The sequence below is a fragment of the Colwellia sp. SU-HH00943 genome (assembly GCF_057546125.1).
In genome coordinates this window covers 619,470-637,799 of the sequence record NZ_BAAJLW010000002.1, presented here as the reverse complement: position 1 = coordinate 637,799, position 18,330 = coordinate 619,470, and the positions used below count along the sequence as shown (strand labels likewise).

Genomic DNA, 18,330 nt, shown 5'->3' with positions numbered 1-18,330 from the left:
ACTCCCACAAAAGCCAACTTGCATACAAAACAAAAGCAACCGTTAACCTTATGTTAACAATTGTAAAAATCAAACACAACACATCAAACTTTTGTTTTTATTATATTTTTCAATTGCTTTTTATGGAAATACTTTGAAGAAAGCTGCTTAGCTAAAGCGTGAAACAGCCAGTGCTAAAAAACTTTAAGCTAGAGTTAACTCAAGTTGGGTTAAATTGATTCAGTTAAATTGATTCAGTTAAATTAAGTGAATTAAGAGAGTGTAATGAGTTGAATTGCAACTGTACTGGCTTGGTTTGCAGTAAAAAGGCAAAAAACGCTAACTCTTTTGCAAAAAGTTAGCGTTTTAAATTTAAACTAAAATGTTTAAGTGTTTAAGCTTTTTGAGCTCTAGCCTTATGAAGTTTTTTGTAGCTTTCAATCAATCGTAAGTGTTTATCTAAACCTTCTAGCTTCATACTTGTAGGGGTTAAGCCAAAGAATTTAACATCACCAGATACAGACCCAACCACATTTTCAATAAGGTCTTTTCCAAACATACGAGTAAAGCTATTAATAAAGTCTTCTAGCTCTAGTGATTCATCCAAAGTCACTTCTAACACAGCATGAACAGCTTGATAGAATAAACCACGTTCAACCGTATTATCGTTATATTGTAAAAACTCACCTACTAACTCAATAGCCTCTTCCAGTTCACCTAACGCCAAATATATTAAGGTTTTCAGCTCGAGAATTGTTAATTGCCCCCAAACGGTATTTTCATCAAACTCAATACCAATTAAGGTGATAATATCCATATAATTATCTAACTGACTTTCTTCTAGACGCTCAACTAAATCTACTAACGCATCATCGCTTAAGGTGTGGATATTTAAAATATCTTCTCGATAAATCAATGCTTTGTTGGTGTTATCCCAAATTAAATCTTCAGCAGGATAAACTTCTGAATAGTCAGGCACTAAGATGCGACAGGCAATAGCTTGGTGTTCATCGTTACTTAAATCATCAAAAACCATAACGTATGCTTCTTTTCCTAACGCCTGTAAGATAGCAAATAAGTTGTCACATTCTTGCTCATTAGTTCCTGAAAAATCCCATTCAACAAAGTCGTAGTCATACTTGTCGCTAAAAAAGCGCCAAGAAATAACGCCAGTTGAATCAATAAAGTGCTCAACGAAGTTTTCTGGCTCTGCTACCGCCATACTGTTAAAGGTAGGTTTTGGTACATCATTTAACCCTTCAAAGCTGCGTCCTTGTAAGAGCTCAGTTAAGCTTCGTTCAAGCGCTACCTCTAAGCTAGGGTGGGCACCAAATGAAGCAAATACCCCGCCTGTTTTAGGATTCATCAAGGTGACACACATGACAGGAAATTGTCCGCCAAGGGAGGCGTCTTTGACCACAACAGGAAACCCTTGTGCTTCAAGACCGGCTATACCCTCTACAATGCTTGGATACTTTGCTAAAACCTGTGTAGGCACATCAGGTAAAACAATTTCTTGCTCTATTATTTGCCTTTTAACAGCACGTTCGAAAATTTCTGACAAACACTGTACTTTTGCTTCATAAAGGTTATTGCCAGCACTCATACCGTTACTTAAAAATAAATTTTCAATTAAATTGGTAGGAAAATAAACAGTTTCTCCGTCTGAATGACGAATGTAAGGAATTGAGCAAATACCACGCTCACTATTACCTGAGTTAGTATCGATTAAATTTGAGCCACGTAGTTCGCTTTCTGGGTCGTAAATAGCTAAACAATAATCATCTAATATTTCTACCGGTAAATCATCGTTATCATTTGGCTTAAACCATTTTTCATTTGGATAATGTACAAACTCGCTATTGGCGATTTCTTCACCCAAAAACTGATCGTTATAAAAGAAATTACAACTTAAACGCTCAATAAACTCCCCTAATGCTGAGCATAATGCGCTTTCTTTACTTGCGCCTTTACCATTAGTAAAACACATAGGTGAAGCGGCATCTCTAATATGCAATGACCATACATTCGGTACGATATTTCGCCAAGAAGATATTTCAATTTTCATCCCTAAATCTGACAAAATTTTGGTCATATTAGAAATGGTTTGCTCAAGGGGTAAATCTTTCCCCACGATAAAAGTACTTGTTTGCGTATCCGACTCAGCCATTAGCATGGCTTGGGCATCTTCTTCAAGGCTATCAACCAGCTCAACCTTAAATTCAGGCTGAGTTTGTACCACTTTTTTTACCGTACAACGATCAATAGATCTGACGATACCTTTGCGGTCTTTTTCTGAAATACTTTCCGGTAGCTCTACTTGAATTTGAAATATTTGGTTATAACGATCTTCAGGATCAACGATATTGTTTTGCGATAATCTAATATTTTCCGTAGGAATATCGCGAGATGAACAATAAACCTTAACAAAGTAAGCCGCACATAGTGCTGAAGATGCCAAAAAATAATCGAAAGGGCTAGGTGCTGAGCCATCCCCTTTGTAACGAATAGGCTGATCTGCAATCACAGCAAAATCATCAAACTTCGCTTCTATTCTCAGATTGTCGAGATAATTAACTTTAATTTCCATGGTTTAGCTTCCGAAATCATAGCTTGTTAAATGGGCTAATCCCTTTATTAAATGAGGATTAATTAAGCCCTACAAACAAGCAATTCTAAATTAACCTAATTATCTGTTTTTTTAGCGCAATAGTCTTGGCTTAATTGCAAAAATAACCAATTAATGTTTTAACAGTAGCAAGTAGCTATAAATAGGAATAAGTAATAGGGAAAGTTTTTGTTCATCCAAACATGGAAGTGCTTGGTAATACCTTCATGGATTGTTGAGCTACTTTATGTCCATTGAATTAAATATTTAACTTGTTATTAATAAAGCAAAAAAAATGAATGTCTGTGCGGTACAAACATTCATTATGATTGGGTAGCGAGTTTATAAATCTAGGATAGAGAAAACTTTAATTTTGCCGCTTTAAGTCGCTGGCTTTTCTTTATCAATTCTTTGACTAAGCGTTGACGTTTAGATAACTGTATTGATTTATCCTTTTTGGATTTTGACATTTTACTCTCTCCTGTTTAAGTAAGCTTTATTTTCATAAAGCAATTTATCAGCTTAAAACAGAGAGTCTGTTATCAATTGTAATGATAAAGTAAGGCTTTGTAGCAAACCACAAAGCCTTACGCTGCGTAGTTTACTTTATCTTTGCAATCCAAGCATTTACCCTGCGTTCCAAAATATCTAAAGGGACAGCACCACCACCTAAAATAGTATCGTGAAAACCTTTGATATCGAATTTATCACCAAGCTCTTTTTCAGCTTCAGCACGAAGAGCTAAAATTTTCAACATACCAACTTTATAAGCCGTTGCCTGACCAGGCCACACAATGTAGCGTCGTACTTCTGAAGTGATTGCTTCTGGTGAGACAGGCGTTTTTTCTTTGAAATACGCGATAGCCTCTGCTTCCGTCCACCCTTTTGCATGTAAACCAGTATCAACAACCAAACGAACTGCACGCCAAATTTCATTGACTAAGCGTCCAAAATCAGAAAAGTCATTCTCATAGCCGCCCATTTCTTTAGCTAATAACTCAGCATAAAGACCCCAGCCTTCTGAATAAGCCGTAAAACGAGCTTGGGTTCTAAACTGAGGAACGCCCGTTAATTCTTGAGCAATTGAAAGTTGCATATGATGGCCTGGATTTCCCTCATGATAGGCAATTCCTTCCATTTCATTTTTTGGCATCGCACTCATGTCAGATAAATGGGCATAATAAATGCCAGGCCTTGAACCATCAGGCGTACCCGGAAAATAGTGCTGTGCTGCACCATCTTGTTCTCTAAAAGGCTCTACCCGCTTAACAACAAGATCAGCTTTAGGCAAAATTCCAAAAAACTTCGGCAGTTGTTTATTAATTTCAGCTAAGTAATCTTCTGAATCTGTGATATAGCCTTGACGACCTTCATCGGTATTTGGGTAGAAAAACTGCTGATCGGTTTTTACAAAAGTAAAGAACTCCTGCAAGTCTCCCTCAAACCCTACTTTGTCTTTAATGGCAATCATTTCTTTGGTGATGCGAGCAACTTCCAAAAGCCCTGTTTGGTGTATTTCTTCTGCAGTTAATGCGGTTGTTGTAGAAGCTTTCAACCTGAAGTTATAATAATTCTCTCCATTAGCTTGTTTACCAACACCTGTTGCTATTTCATCAGTATTGACAATATCCTTTTCAAACCAAGCGACTAAAGTTTCATAAGTTGGTTGAAAATCCGTTAACAGTGCTTGCTTAGTTTGCAGTAATAATTCATCAGCACGCAATTGCTCAATTTTTCCTGACTCAACTAAAGCGGCCACTTTTCGTTTAGCATCAGCCCATAACGCTGAATCTTTTCCCTCGCTAAAAGGAGCTCCGGTAATTAAGGCTTGTGCTTGTTCAATAACTCCTTGATAAGCAAATTTAGGCGGTCTAACACCATTCGATGCATTTTTCTGGGCTCTAACGAGTAAATCAGAAATAGCTTGAGAAATACCTGAAATACGTTTGTTGTATGCTTCCATATCAGACGCTTCGTCAACTTTATGGAAACTAATTAAAAACTGCGCTACAAACGCTTGTATTCCTTGCATTTGGGTAAAAATATAACCATTTCCATTATATTTTTGTCCTTCTGCAGCCTGTTCATATTGATAAACCCAGATGTCGTAAGAAATTTTTGCATCAGCATCTAATTTTTCATAATTAAAGTTAGACTTTAACTCATCCACCGATTGTTTTTGCAATGCTAACTGTCGCACTTCTTCAGCTTCAGTCATAACATCAATTTGGTCATACTTATCTTTTCGACCTAGAAAGGTCATCATCATTGGGCTTAATTGTAATTGCTCTTCATATTTAGTTTCGAACCATTCATTTAAGCGCTCACTTTCTGATTGCACTGATGTAGACACAGTGTCTTTAGCTGTATTTGAACTGTTGGCGCTTGTATTTGTAGAAGGGTCAGGTTGGCAAGCAGCAAGCAACACAGCCAATGCAATAACACTTAACTTTGATCTCATTAGGCAACTCCATTTAAAATTTTGTTATAAGATATTCTTAATTTTCAACAATGAAGTTATCTGTTTTTCGATTATTTAGCAACTTCAAGCAAGCTTATCTAAATTTATTGGCTCTCTGCACTTATAATCGCTTCGCCTAAACAAAATAATTGCCATTGACCTGCTTGCATTTTATGCCAAGTTTCATTCTGTGTTAAAGGTTGCGTGGCAATTACGGTAACAATATCATTGGCTGTAGTTTCCTCATGAAAATCAACGGCAACTTCAGCATCAATTAAACTGGCTTTGCCAAAAGGTGCTCGACGGGTTATCCAGTGTAAGTTATTGGAACAATAGGCAAACAAGCTTTCACCATCAGTTATAATGATGTTGGCTACTCCAAGTTGATCAATTTCAGCGACCAATGTAGCAATATAACTGAATAAGGTTTTTGGCGAAGGTTGCTCTGCGCCAAAACGATAGTGAAGTTTATCTAAAATCCAACAAAACGCATGCTCGCTGTCAGTTGTGCCAATAGGTAAATGTAACTTTATTGGCAACTTATCTTGGAATGATTTTAATTGGCCATTATGGGCATAAGTCCAATTTTTTCCCCACATTTGGCGAGTAAATGGGTGAGTATTTTCTAAACAAACGCCCCCGGAATTAGCCTGGCGAATGTGACAAATAACCGCTTCACTTTTCATCGGATATTTTGTTACTAGCTCTGCTATAGGTGATTGAGCACTAGGATTGGGATCTTTAAAACTGCGACAACCTTTCCCTTCGTAAAAGGTAACTCCCCAGCCATCTTTATGGGGGCCTGTATTTCCACCACGTTGCATTAAGCCACTAAAGCTAAAACAAATGTCAGTTGGCACATTAGCTGACATGGCTAAAAGTTCACACATAACAAAACCTTAAACTAAACCTAAATAAAACCACAACTTATCATAAAATAGTCAAGGCAAGTCCTTGGCTATCGTACTATTATATTCTATAACTAGAGTATACCATTGAAAGAAATATTTTAGGTATTCATTAACTTATATAAAACAATCAGGAACAAACCTTCATGGACATCACAATTTGGTTAGTAGTTGCACTCTCGCTGTCTTGGTACATGAGTTATAAGCGCATATCATTATCAAGCTTCACTTTGGCCTTCATAGCCTTAATGGCTATCGGCTCAATGCTAAACATCATAGGCTTTGTTTCTTGGCTGTTACTTGCGGTTATTGCCTTGCCATTGAATATTGCCAGCTTTCGTAAGCAGTTTATTTCAATGCCGTTGTTATCTATCTACAAAAAGATCATGCCGCAAATGTCCGAAACCGAACAGCAAGCAATAGACGCGGGTACAACTTGGTTTGATGCGGAATTATTTCGTGGTAATCCTGATTGGAAAAAATTGCATAACTACCCACAACCTAGACTAAGTGCTGAAGAAGAAGAATTTCTCAACGGTCCAACAGAGCAAGTATGTGCACTTATGAATGATTGGCATACCACTCATGAAATTGCGGACTTATCGCCTGAAGTTTGGCAGTTTCTTAAAGACAAAAAATTCTTTGCCATGATAATCAAGAAAAAATATGGCGGCTTAGAATTTTCAGCTTATGCCCAATCTAGAGTTTTACAAAAGTTAACCGGGGTAAGCAGTGTTTTAGCAAGTACCGTTGGCGTACCAAATTCTTTAGGTCCAGGTGAACTTCTACAAGAATATGGTACTAAAGAGCAGCAAGATCATTACTTGCCTCGTCTAGCTCGTGGTGAAGAAATCCCCTGCTTCGCCCTAACCAGTCCAGAAGCAGGCTCAGATGCTGGAGCAATCCCTGATACGGGTGTTATTTGTCACCAAACTTTTGAAGGTAAAGAAGTATTAGGCATGAAGCTTAATTGGGATAAGCGCTATATAACCTTAGCGCCTGTAGCAACAGTATTAGGGTTAGCGTTTAAATTAGAAGATCCTGACCATTTATTATCAGAGCAAACTGAGCTAGGTATAACGTGTGCGTTAATTCCTACTGATCTCGAAGGCGTCACCATTGGCAGACGACATTTTCCATTGAATGTACCATTTCAAAATGGTCCAACTCAAGGTAAGGATGTTTTTGTACCTTTAGATTATATAATCGGCGGCAGTGATATGGCTGGTCAAGGCTGGCGCATGTTAGTTGAATGCCTTTCTGTTGGCCGCGCAATCACCTTACCTTCAAACAGTGCAGGTGGCGTTAAAGCAACTGCATTAGCAACCGGTGCTTACAGTCGAATTCGCCGCCAATTTAAACTTCCTATAGGTAAAATGGAAGGTATTGAAGAGCCTTTAGCTCGTATCGGTGGCAATGCATATTTAATGGACGCGGTTACCACCATGTCTACTGGCGCCATAGATTTAGGTGAAAAGCCATCAGTTATTTCGGCTATTGCTAAATATCACTTAACGGAAAAAATGCGTAGCTCTATCATCGATGCTATGGACATTCATGGTGGTAAAGGTGTTTGTATGGGGCCTAGTAACTATCTTGCTCGTGGTTATCAAGGCGCACCGATAGCAATCACAGTTGAAGGTGCCAATATATTAACGCGAAGTCTTATTATCTATGGTCAAGGTGCTATCAGATGTCACCCTTATGTTCTAGCTGAATTAGAAGCCGCTCATAATGAAAATGAAGCTCAAGCACTAGATGACTTTGATCACGCCTTATTTGGTCATATAGGGTTTAGTATCAGTAATATTGCTCGAAGCCTATGGTGTTCTGTGTCTGGAGCACACTTTATTCAAAGCCCGTTCAAAGATAATACGCAACGATATTATCAATTACTCACCCGCTTTAGTGCCAATTTAGCTATGCTGTCTGATGTCGCCATGTTAGTTCTTGGCGCTGATTTAAAACGAAAAGAACGTATATCTGCTCGTCTAGGGGATGTATTAAGTCATCTATATTTAGCTAGTGCTTCTTTAAAACGCTTTAATGATGAGGGTCGCTTAGCAGGCGACTTTCCGTTATTACAATGGTCAGTCGAAAGTTCCCTCTATGAATGTCAACAAGCCATTGATGCTATGCTAAATAACTTCCCAAACAAGTGGGTCGGTTACGCACTTCGCGCAATCATTTTCCCGTTCGGTACTTGGCTTACAAAACCAAGCGATAATGTAGATCACAATGTTGCCCAGCTATTACAAACTCCTGGCTCAACTCGGAGTAAACTTGGACAAGGGCAATATTTAGCTCGTGACAAAGGCAATATGTTCGGTTTACTGGAACAAACATTAGAAGATATTATTGCTTGCGAGCCTATTTTTTCCAAAGTCTGCACTGCATTAAATGAGAAATTGCCTTTTTATCATTTAGACAAAGTTGCAGAAAAAGGACTAGCTGCTAATGCTATTACTGAGCAAGAAGCACAATTATTAATTGAAACTGAAGTCAACAGAAAAGCAATTATTTCTGTTGACGATTTTGAGTCAAGTGAATTAGCAGTCCAACAAAACGTACAGAATAGCTAACAAAAAGAGGATTTTACCGAGGCTTCACAACTGACTAATCATCACACAAAATTGAAACACTTTTTAATTTAATGTTAATATGTGTTTCAATTTTTTAACATAACTCCCATTAGTAGATAATTAGATGCCGACGGCTAACACAATAAAGAATAAAAGCGACGGAGTTAAACGTCGTTCAAAAGGCGAGCGTACACGTGAAAAAATCTTAATGTCAGCGATAGAGATACTAGCTGTTAATGGCATAAAAGGTACCACACATAGAGCAATTGCTACCCACGCAAATATTCAACTATCTCTAACCACATATTACTTCAAAGATATTCAAGAGTTGGTACAACAGGCGTTTGAGCTTAATTCAACTTTAATGCGTAAAAAAACTGAAAAAACAATAGAGAAAGCATTTAAAGCCTTTGAGGATTATGATGAAGAAGCTTTACAGGAGATAACTGTAAAAACCGAGCTTTGCGATCATTTGGCAGCGTTAACTGCGAAGTACTTATTTGACAACATCAACAAAGATAAGACCTCACTTGCGGTAGAGCAGTTAATGTTTTCTGCAAGGCAACTAACTCCTGAACTAAAAAAACTTGTACAAGAGCATGAAGAATCACAATTAAAACCTTTTGCGCAACTCGCTAGCTATTTTAATAAAAAAGATCCAGAAATAGACGCCATCATGTTAAGTACTGTTTTCTCTCAATTAGAATATAGTCAAATAGCGTTGAAGAGAAGTGAGCGCTCTATGGAAGTCATTCATCAAGTTATTTATAAATTAATGGCTTGGATAATGGGTTTAAAAACTTAATTTAATAAAAAATAGAGTTTATGAAATAAAAATGCACAAGCTTACGCTTGTGCATTTTTAATGCTTTCTAAATGATAAAAAATTTAATTCAATTGGTATTACTTAAGTTCATTTTATAAAAAGGACAGTAATTCTTGATCTAGTTGCATTAACGTTTTTGGGTCTGCCATCATAGTTTTGCCTAATGAGCTTGTTTTAGGCAACATGCGCTCAAAATAAAACTCAGCGGTTTTTATTTTAGCGCGATAAAAGTCACGATTTTCTAACTCTTTATCGGCTAGCTTTTCATAAGCTACCTGTGCCATTTGAGCCCAAAAATATCCCATAACGATATAACCTGAAAACATCAAATAATCCACAGAAGCAGAGCCGACAACATCACGGTTTTTCTTAGCTTTAAGTGCGATACGAAGTGAGTATTGCTGCCAATTAGCAACGGCTTTACTTAATGGCCAAATAAACTTATTCATTTGACGTTTATGAGGATTACTCGACAACATACTTTTTTCTTTACAGAAAACTAATACTTCTTTGGTGAAGTTTTTCAACGAACGTCCATGGGTTAATAATATTTTACGCCCCAGCAAATCAAGTGCCTGAATACCGGTTGTTCCTTCATACAAAGTAGAGATTCGGGTATCTCGTACAATTTGCTCCATACCCCACTCTTTAATATAACCATGACCACCAAAAATCTGCACTCCATGGTTAGCTGACTCTAACCCTAATTCAGTTAGAAAGGCTTTTAAAATAGGGGTAATAAAACCTAACTTATCATCTGCCGCTTTTTTCTCTTCGTCAGTTTTTGCCATTTCTATTTGATCCACTATTTTTGCCGCATAATAAATCATGGCACGACCACCTTCAGAAACGGCCTTTTGGGTCATTAGCATTTTACGAACATCAGGGTGAACAATGATTGGGTCAGCTACTTGCTCTGGATATTTTTTACCTGTTAAAGAGCGCATAGATAAACGCTCTTTCGCATAAATCAGTGCATTTTGATAAGACAGTTCAGCAGCACAAATCCCCTGTAAAGCGGTACCAATACGTGCCGTATTCATAAAGGTAAACATACACTCTAAACCTTTATTTTCAGGGCCAATCAACTCTCCAACAGCATTATCAAAATTAAGTACCGCTGTTGAAGAGGCTTTAATGCCCATTTTATCTTCAATAGAACCACAGGTAACATTGTTTAACTCACCCAAATTGCCCTGAAGATCAGTTTTAACTTTAGGTACAATAAACAAAGAAATACCACGTGTACCTTTAGGTGCATTTGGCAATCGAGCTAAAACAATATGGATAATGTTTTCCGTTAAATCATGCTCTCCTGCTGAAATAAAAATTTTTGTGCCTGTGATGTTATAAGTGCCATCTTCATTTGGTACTGCTTTTGTTTTTACTTGCCCTAAATCAGTACCACATTGTGGCTCAGTTAAGCACATGGTGCCTGTCCAAGTTCCTTCAGTAAGACGAGTTAAATAGAGTTCTTTTTGCTGGTCAGAGCCATGAGACTGAACAGTATTCATTGCACCGTGACTTAAACCAGGATACATAGCCCATGACCAATTAGCCGTGCCCATCATTTCTGATTTAATCATACCTAATGACGGAGGTAAGCCTTGCCCACCATGCTCAACTGGATGAGATAAACTTTGCCATCCTCCTTCAACATATTGGTTATACGCTTCTTTAAAACCCTTTGGCGTTGTTACATTACCATCATTAAAAGTACAGCCTTCTTTATCTCCACTTTGGTATAACGGTAGCAACTCGTTTTCACAGAACTTTGCACATTCTTGCATAATAGCATCACCGAGATCTGGTGTTGCCTCTTCAAACTCTGGATAATTTTCATAATGTCCATAGTAATCAAAGACATCTTCGGTTAAGAATTTAATGTCTGCTATTGGTGCTTTATAACTAAGCATAACGAGCTCCCGTCAAAAGTTATTTTTTAAATACTAATTAAATATAGATATGAACTCTGATTAAAACACTGGTCGTACCACTTATTCAAGTATTTTTTTAGTTTTACAAAAATAAAATAATGAGAATTAAATTAAATCTTTGTTATCAATAGAATTATTAATAATGGAGATTAGTAGCTAAAAAGTGACAAAGAGAATAACCCTTGCTATATTTTGTTCAGTTACATTTGTTACAGGACGTTTTAAAGTGTCGAAACTTTCCCTAATACCATTACTATTGACAGTATTTGCATTAGCAAGCTGCCAAAGCACAAGTAAGCAAGAAGCCATAAAACTACCTAGTTGGGTAACAAGTCCGCCACAAGATACTAGTAATATCTTTTACGGATTAGGAAGTGGTTATAATTTAAAAACAGCTAATGCAGCGGCACTTAAAGATGTTTCGGGTAAGCTTGGTGTAACGGTCAGCAGCATTTATCAACAAAGGCAACAAGTTGCGAATCAAAGCTATCAAAAATATATTGATGATCAGGTGCAACTATCAACTGAACAAACCCCTATCACTCAATACCAAGTTGTCCATAATGAAGCGTTCAATCAAACTTTTTACTCCTTAATAAAAGTTGAAAAAAGCAAAATATTACAAGCAAGTGAAGATAAATTAAAACAAGAAAACTTACTTGCGAAAAATATGCTTGATAAACAAACTAGTACAAGCAACTTAGTCTGGTATTCACAAAGTAGTCAACTTCTACAAACTAAAGCGAGATCAGCGTATCGATTAGCAGTAATTATTAATTTACTCGCACCAGAAAAAGACATACCTTCTAACATTTCTCCATGGAATACCTTGTCAGAGCAAGTTGTGAAAGGCCAAAAAGGGCTATGTGTAACACTGGTAGATAAAAACAAGAAGTCAGCTGACTTTATTAAAGCAGTAAAAGAAAGCTTAACTAAGCAACAAATAAAAATTACTCATCAATGCCAAGATAAATTACTGGTTAACGCTACTGAAGAACAGAATTTTTTGTTTAAGAAATATATTTCATCTAATGAAGTTAACTTTGAGTTAGTAACCGGCAATGCTATTAGTTTAGCGAGCAATAGCATGACTCTTTCTGGGCAGTCAGTATCTAATTACATTAACGCCAGAAAATCAGCCGTGGCACAAATGAAAATAAAATTAGAGCAACAATCCATTTGGCAATTTTTGGCATTAATGTAAAAAAAGGAATTAACATGAAAAACGTAGCTTTAGTCATTTTAACCTCTTTATCAGTCCTAGCTTGTAAGTCGACTATAGACAATAAGCTAGACTTTCAAAGTAACCCAAAATACCAACGCCCGTTAGCAAAAGCGCAAATAATGCCTACGAAAGAACAATTACAAGGTAAACCGATTAGAGTTATTGTTATACCTACAGAAACCAATAACAAACTCGCTAAAAGCTCTCAATCGGTAAACGCACTCAATAATAGCCTAGATAATATTTTACAAAAAGCAGGTCTAGAAATTATTGACCGTTCGATGGGTGATAAAGTGAAAGATGAATTAATCGCTTATGAAACTACAGGGAAATACAGTGATTCAACCATTGATGTTGCCGATATAGCGATTTGGACAAACATTGCTTCCGCCTCATTTAGTCATAGTTTTACAGAAGGACACGAAGGAAAAAACATCTTTACCGGCAAAAAGGTTTGGATTGAACCTTCATGTACGTTCAAAGCTAAAGTCAAAGGCACAGCCAAATCATTTAAATTACCTAATTTGAAACTAAATAAGCAAGTTTCACTCGATGGTGTTGCCACGATCAGCCGTGATACACGAAGTTCAAATTGTCGGTTACCAACGGTTGAAATTCATGGTTTAGTCAATGAAGCAGCCACTAATGCTGTGCGTAATTATCGTACTACTATTCAAAATGCTTTTGCCCCAAGAGCTTATGTTCTAGAGTACCGCGTGGTTAAAAACAAACATTACATCCAAATTAGTTTAGGTAGTAATAGACAATTAACACACGGAGATGAAATCAACTTTATTCGTCAAGTTGAAAAAGCACACACCATCACTCAAGAAACATCTATCAATGAATTCCCTATCGGTGCTGGAGAAGTAACTGATATTATTCAACAAAAAACCTCTTGGGTTGAAGTTGAGCCAGAGGTAGCAAAACAACTAAATATTGGCGATATTGCCGTTGTAACATACAGTAAAAGTATTTTTGAACACGTTACTTCAGTTGGTCAGACGTTGAATAACCTTTAATATGAGAAAAATTACTACAACACTTATCAAAGGCGCTTTTTTATTGTTTTTAACTTGCATGAGCTTGTTAACTCAAGCTCATTCCATAACGCCTTGCTGGTTTAATAGTCCGGTAAATCAAGAGCAAATAGGTTTTATAGGAGCAGCAAGCCCATTTAGCGCCAAAATCAATGGTTCGCTGATTGCCAGTCGGCAAAAAGCGCTTAAAAAACTGCTCGATTATTATGCCTTAGAAGAAAAAACCGATGAGATAAACTTTACTGACGAAACCATCACTTTAGCTTCAGGTATTAAAGTTGTTTTTTCTAAACCTTATATCGATAACCAAGCAATGTACACCTATGCTAGTATCGAAAAGCAAAGCAATAAAGCACAACAACAAGCATGGCTTAGCCAAACTTGTCCATTACAAACTTGTCAATTCAAAACCTGCTCACCTAGTTGGTTATGTAATAGCGCAGACAATGCCATTATTAGTGTTAGTCAGCCGACAAGTAACCCTTCAAAACAATTAGATAAAACCCATGAGAATGCGCAAATATTTTTACAGTTTATTTCAAAGTCAAAAGTTGATGATTACAACTATCAAGTAAAATCCGAAGGGCAGTTTCAGAAATGGGGTTACACTGAGCATAAAGGTGAAATAAAAGCCTTAGCGGATAAAAGCAAATTATTAAATACGCAAAGCTGTCAAACAACAAACTATATGTTCGCCCAATTTAGCTTCTCAGCTCATCCAACAGAAAGCTTTTTACCGGAAAGTAAGTTTAACAAACCCTTTTCAATGTGGCGTAAAGAGCCAAACTTGTCTGATACAACTGGTGTCGTTGGCATATTCTCAGGTATTACTGCTGATGGTTTATTTAGTAGTGCCATAAAGCTTTCAATAAAAGAAGGATTACTTGAGCTTGCAAAAATCAAACAAATTGATATTGACCATAATTATCAAATCCGTCGACATAATGGCCTATACTCATTAGCAAAAACTACCATGGTCACATCGGCAGTTGTTTCAGCAAAATTACAAGACATTAAAATTATTGAAGAAGATGACAAGTTAGTCATCTATACTTGGCTTTTAGAGAGCATATAAAACTAGATTAAAATTTAATTGTAATAATTTAATAGCAATATTGATGTAAATTATTTATAAAGACTATTCAACAACTGAAGTAAAATAAAAGGAAATAACATGAAAACACAAAAGCTTATCATTGTTGCAGCCATGACGACCATTTTGGCAGCCTGTGGGTCAACAGAAAAAAAAGCAGCTCCAGAGCCAAAAACAAACAACTTAACGGCTGGAATTCCTCAGTGGGTTCTTAACCCGGTTGTTGAAGATGGTATTGCCGCAACAGATTGTGTCAAATTTTCTGGTAACCTTTCTGTTGACCAAAAAATGGCAACAGCTAATGGCCGTTTAGCGTTAGCACAACAGCTTGAAACACGTATTGAAGGTTTAGATAAAACCTATTCAAACAGAACTGACTCAAATGATGACACCACTGTAGGCTCTACATTTAGCTCAGTATCAAAGCAACTCACTAAAAAAACCTTAGTTGGCTCACGCGCAATCAAGTCAGATATTATTGATATTTCTGGCAAGCAACATTTTTGTGTCTTAACGACGTTAAGTCCATCTGCAACGAAAGAGCTATTTGATGCTATTGTTAAAGAAAGTGGTCGCTCAATTAACCCACAAGATGAGAAATTCTTATATCAAGAGTTTAAAGCTCATAAAGCCGAGCAAAACCTTGAAAAAGAAATTCAACGTTTAACAAATTAATCAAATTAATTTAGTTAACAAATAAAGGGCGGGATTTCCTGCCCTTTATTTTCCTATCATAAGAGCCTAAAGAATTAAAATTTACGATTATGGAAGAAGAATTAAAAGATGTTGTTGAAGATCTTGTTGAAGATAGCTTAGAAGAACAAGCAGGAACGACCTCACCTTCCTTTTGGAAAAAATTACAAACATGGATCATGATGATTGGTATTGTCATGATTACTGCTGGCCAATTTAACGATACTAAAGATTTGGCATCGAGTATTTATGAAGCAACACTAACACATTTTACGCATAGTCTTGAGTACGAAAGAATAGAAAACATCCATGTTGGCAGTAGTATGGAATATGTCAAATCACTCGTAGGTGAACCTCACGTACTTAAGCGTTCAAAGCTCAATGTAGAGTTACAGTTTCACTATTATAGTGAGCCAAAATATCACTTAACGTTAGTGTCTAAAGATGATCGTTTAGTGGCTTATAGTGTTTTTACATTACAAGACGGTTTTGCTCCGAAAGTGCCATTCTCAGAAGAGTTAGGCACCAAAACACTAGCTCAAGCTCATAAAACTCAAGGAACCTATAGTTATGATATAGGTAACCTACTCTACTTTATTGAATCTCAAGATTTAGGTAAACAACAAATGTTTCTCACATTGTTGCGAGGTTATGTTGAATATGGTGCTTCAGCTCAAAACAGCCAAGACTTAACAAATAACCAAAATAACATAGCCAAATTAATAGAAACCTTAGATCAAAAAGCAACGTTCTCTGATAATGAACAAGATCTTGTAGCACCTATTAATAACATTAGGAAAACAATTTATCCTAATTTTTATGCTATCACCGAACTTGAGCCAATTGTTATTGCAGAAGCACTCTTAACTCGATATGAGTTCCAAATGTTCACTAAAAGCTAAAGGATTATTAGATGAAAATCAGTTTAACAACTTCAGCCGTGTTATTAGCACTAACCACTAGCCTTTCTACCTCGGTATTTGCAGATCAAAATTCTACAACAGATGATCCTTTTGCTGACTTAGATCAAGCTATGGAAGCCTTTGATTATGAAGGTAGTGAAGCTGAGCTAGCAGAGTTCGAACAATGGAAAGCTGAATACTTAGCCGAGTATCAAAAGTTTAGACAAGAGCATTTCAAAAAAGTTGATGATATCAGAGATAACTTAATTAGCTTATGGGGAGATGCAGAGGTCTCAACACAAGAAGAATATGTTGACTATAGCCCTGATAAAAAAGTTAAAACAGTGCTTGATTTTGAAAAAAATGAAATACGTGTCAGTGTTCTACATGACAACTCAGAAAATGTCGATCAACAAGCCGTTGTAAAAGCGTTAACTGAACAAGCTCAAAAAGATGATTCTTTAGCACAACTTGTCGGTGCAAACGTTAATGAAGACATAGCTGAAAAATTGTTCTCTTCAGCCAAGAAAAAAGAGGTTGTACCTTCAGTCGTCGATAACAACCGTTCAGTTATAGAAAAAGAAATCAAAAAGATAGAGCAACAGTCTATAGCACAAGAACAACAAATTGAAAAAGTATATGATTTGTTAAATTCAAATGAAGAAACTAAACCCGACGATTCAGTTCTTGCAAAAGTAGAAGAAGAAACCACAGCTAAAAGTATTGCCCAACAAAAAGCCCAAATAGAAAAAGAAAAGCAACAACGCATTGCAGCTCTACAAGCGCAAACTGCGAAGTTAGCTAGTAATGACAAACAAAAAGAAGCATTGAAAAATAAGAAAATAACCACATTTACTATGCCATTAGCGCATAAAAATGAGTTAGCAAAAGCCAAACCTTTTGTTGCGCAAGTTAAAAGTCAAAGTGAGCGATGGGATCTTGACCCTAGCCTAATGCTTGCCATTATGCATACTGAGAGCTACTTTAACCCGAAAGCGCAATCACATGTACCAGCCTTTGGTTTAATGCAAATTGTACCTAGAACAGCAGGTGTGGATGTAAACCGTTTCTTATTTAAAAAAGATAAACCCATGGCACAGTCTTATCTATTTCTCCCTAATGAGAACATAGAAGCCGGTGGCGCTTATTTACACATTTTAAATTCTCGTTATTTACGCAAAATTGAAAACCCTCAATCACGTTTCTATTGTATGGTAGCAGCTTATAATACGGGAAGTGGTAATGTGGCCAAAACATTTAATAAAGATAAATCTCGCAACATTAATCGTGCTGCAAAAGTTATCAATACCATGTCACCTGATGAAGTTTATCAACAATTAGTAGAAAAACTTCCTTATGATGAAACGAAAAATTACGTGCGAAAGGTAGTTAAGCGCCAGAATATTTATTTACCGCTTGATAAAACATAATATCAACTTTACTGTGAGTAAAAATGAATATTATCGAACACCCTAGACTATACAGATTACTTGGCTCTGCTTCGAGTACTTATCAAACTCAGTGGCAAGAAGTTGAAGAAGAAGTATGGCAAATGTTTGGTCAAGAAGCATTAGTCTTAGTGACAGATATGTCATATTTTACCCAAGTAACCAATGAGTTAGGTATTGTTTATTACTTAAGTATAATCAAGAAAATGCAGGACATCATTTCTATGTCAGTGCCTAGGTATGACGGCACTGTCATTAATTTTGTTGCCGATAACTCTTTCTCTGTTTTTACCGATATTGATAATGCCATTAGCGCTATTATCGAAATTAATGATAAAATGACTCAAGTCAATAGCCATACTCCTGAAGCAAGAGACATAAAAATTTGTGCTGGCATAGATTACGGACGTTTTTTAAACATCAACGGCAAATGCCTCTATGGTGCCAGTGTCAATTTAGCCAGTGTTTTAGGTGAAGATATCGCTGAGCCAGAAGAGATTTTAATAAGTGCTCAAGCCTATGATTTAATCAAGAATGACCGCTATAAAGTTAAATCATTTACTACAGATTTTAATGACTTAACCCTAAATTATAAAAAATTAATTTATTAATTAGCTTTAATAAAACT

13 protein-coding genes are annotated in these 18,330 nt (G+C 36.5%); 9 read left to right on the top strand and 4 right to left on the bottom strand.

All coding sequences use genetic code 11. From position 1 onward, the window contains the following. Positions 1-373: 373 nt before the first annotated feature. From AC27GZ_RS08045 to AC27GZ_RS08035, 3 genes are all read right to left on the bottom strand, one after another. Positions 374-2,569 carry an OsmC domain/YcaO domain-containing protein gene (locus AC27GZ_RS08045; protein WP_487094434.1) on the bottom strand — a complete coding sequence of 732 codons (2,196 nt, stop codon included), beginning with the start codon at positions 2,567-2,569 and terminating at the stop codon, positions 374-376. A gap of 619 nt (positions 2,570-3,188) precedes the next feature. Further along, complete coding sequence (locus AC27GZ_RS08040; RefSeq protein WP_487094433.1) at positions 3,189-5,048, bottom strand: DUF885 domain-containing protein; 1,860 nt, start codon at positions 5,046-5,048, stop codon at positions 3,189-3,191. Positions 5,049-5,152: 104 nt separating this feature from the next. Next, on the bottom strand, positions 5,153-5,938 hold the full coding sequence (locus AC27GZ_RS08035) for a class II glutamine amidotransferase (protein ID WP_487094432.1): 786 nt from the start codon (positions 5,936-5,938) through the stop codon (positions 5,153-5,155). 164 nt (positions 5,939-6,102) lie between these two features. Here AC27GZ_RS08035 and fadE point away from each other — a divergent pair, with 164 nt between their 5' ends. Continuing rightward, positions 6,103-8,538, top strand: coding sequence for an acyl-CoA dehydrogenase FadE (gene fadE / locus AC27GZ_RS08030; RefSeq protein ID WP_487094431.1), 2,436 nt, complete (start codon positions 6,103-6,105; stop codon positions 8,536-8,538). Between the two features lie 124 nt (positions 8,539-8,662). Beyond that, the gene (locus AC27GZ_RS08025; RefSeq protein WP_487094430.1) at positions 8,663-9,343 is read left to right on the top strand and encodes a TetR/AcrR family transcriptional regulator; all 681 of its coding nucleotides are present in this window, start codon (positions 8,663-8,665) and stop codon (positions 9,341-9,343) included. A 113-nt stretch (positions 9,344-9,456) separates the two neighbouring features. Here the strand turns inward: AC27GZ_RS08025 and AC27GZ_RS08020 are convergent, their stop codons facing one another. After that, on the bottom strand, positions 9,457-11,280 hold the full coding sequence (locus AC27GZ_RS08020; RefSeq protein WP_487094429.1) for an acyl-CoA dehydrogenase C-terminal domain-containing protein: 1,824 nt from the start codon (positions 11,278-11,280) through the stop codon (positions 9,457-9,459). A gap of 247 nt (positions 11,281-11,527) precedes the next feature. On the opposite strand from AC27GZ_RS08020, the gene AC27GZ_RS08015 reads away from it, so the two are divergent. From AC27GZ_RS08015 to AC27GZ_RS07985, 7 genes are all read left to right on the top strand, one after another. Further along, complete coding sequence (locus tag AC27GZ_RS08015) at positions 11,528-12,505, top strand: hypothetical protein (RefSeq protein ID WP_487094428.1); 978 nt, start codon at positions 11,528-11,530, stop codon at positions 12,503-12,505. 14 nt (positions 12,506-12,519) lie between these two features. Continuing rightward, positions 12,520-13,548, top strand: a complete 1,029-nt coding sequence (locus AC27GZ_RS08010; protein ID WP_487094427.1) for a hypothetical protein — start codon at positions 12,520-12,522, stop codon at positions 13,546-13,548. Between the two features lies 1 nt (position 13,549). Beyond that, positions 13,550-14,641 carry a hypothetical protein gene (locus AC27GZ_RS08005; protein ID WP_487094426.1) on the top strand — a complete coding sequence of 364 codons (1,092 nt, stop codon included), beginning with the start codon at positions 13,550-13,552 and terminating at the stop codon, positions 14,639-14,641. 99 nt (positions 14,642-14,740) lie between these two features. Beyond that, complete coding sequence (locus AC27GZ_RS08000; RefSeq protein ID WP_487094425.1) at positions 14,741-15,334, top strand: hypothetical protein; 594 nt, start codon at positions 14,741-14,743, stop codon at positions 15,332-15,334. Between the two features lie 89 nt (positions 15,335-15,423). Then, complete coding sequence (locus AC27GZ_RS07995; RefSeq protein WP_487094423.1) at positions 15,424-16,254, top strand: ETEC_3214 domain-containing protein; 831 nt, start codon at positions 15,424-15,426, stop codon at positions 16,252-16,254. Between the two features lie 11 nt (positions 16,255-16,265). After that, positions 16,266-17,684, top strand: coding sequence for a transglycosylase SLT domain-containing protein (locus AC27GZ_RS07990; protein ID WP_487094421.1), 1,419 nt, complete (start codon positions 16,266-16,268; stop codon positions 17,682-17,684). 23 nt (positions 17,685-17,707) lie between these two features. Continuing rightward, entirely contained in the window at positions 17,708-18,313 is a 606-nt protein-coding gene (locus AC27GZ_RS07985; RefSeq protein ID WP_487094419.1) for an adenylate/guanylate cyclase domain-containing protein, read from the top strand. Positions 18,314-18,330 lie beyond the last annotated feature (17 nt).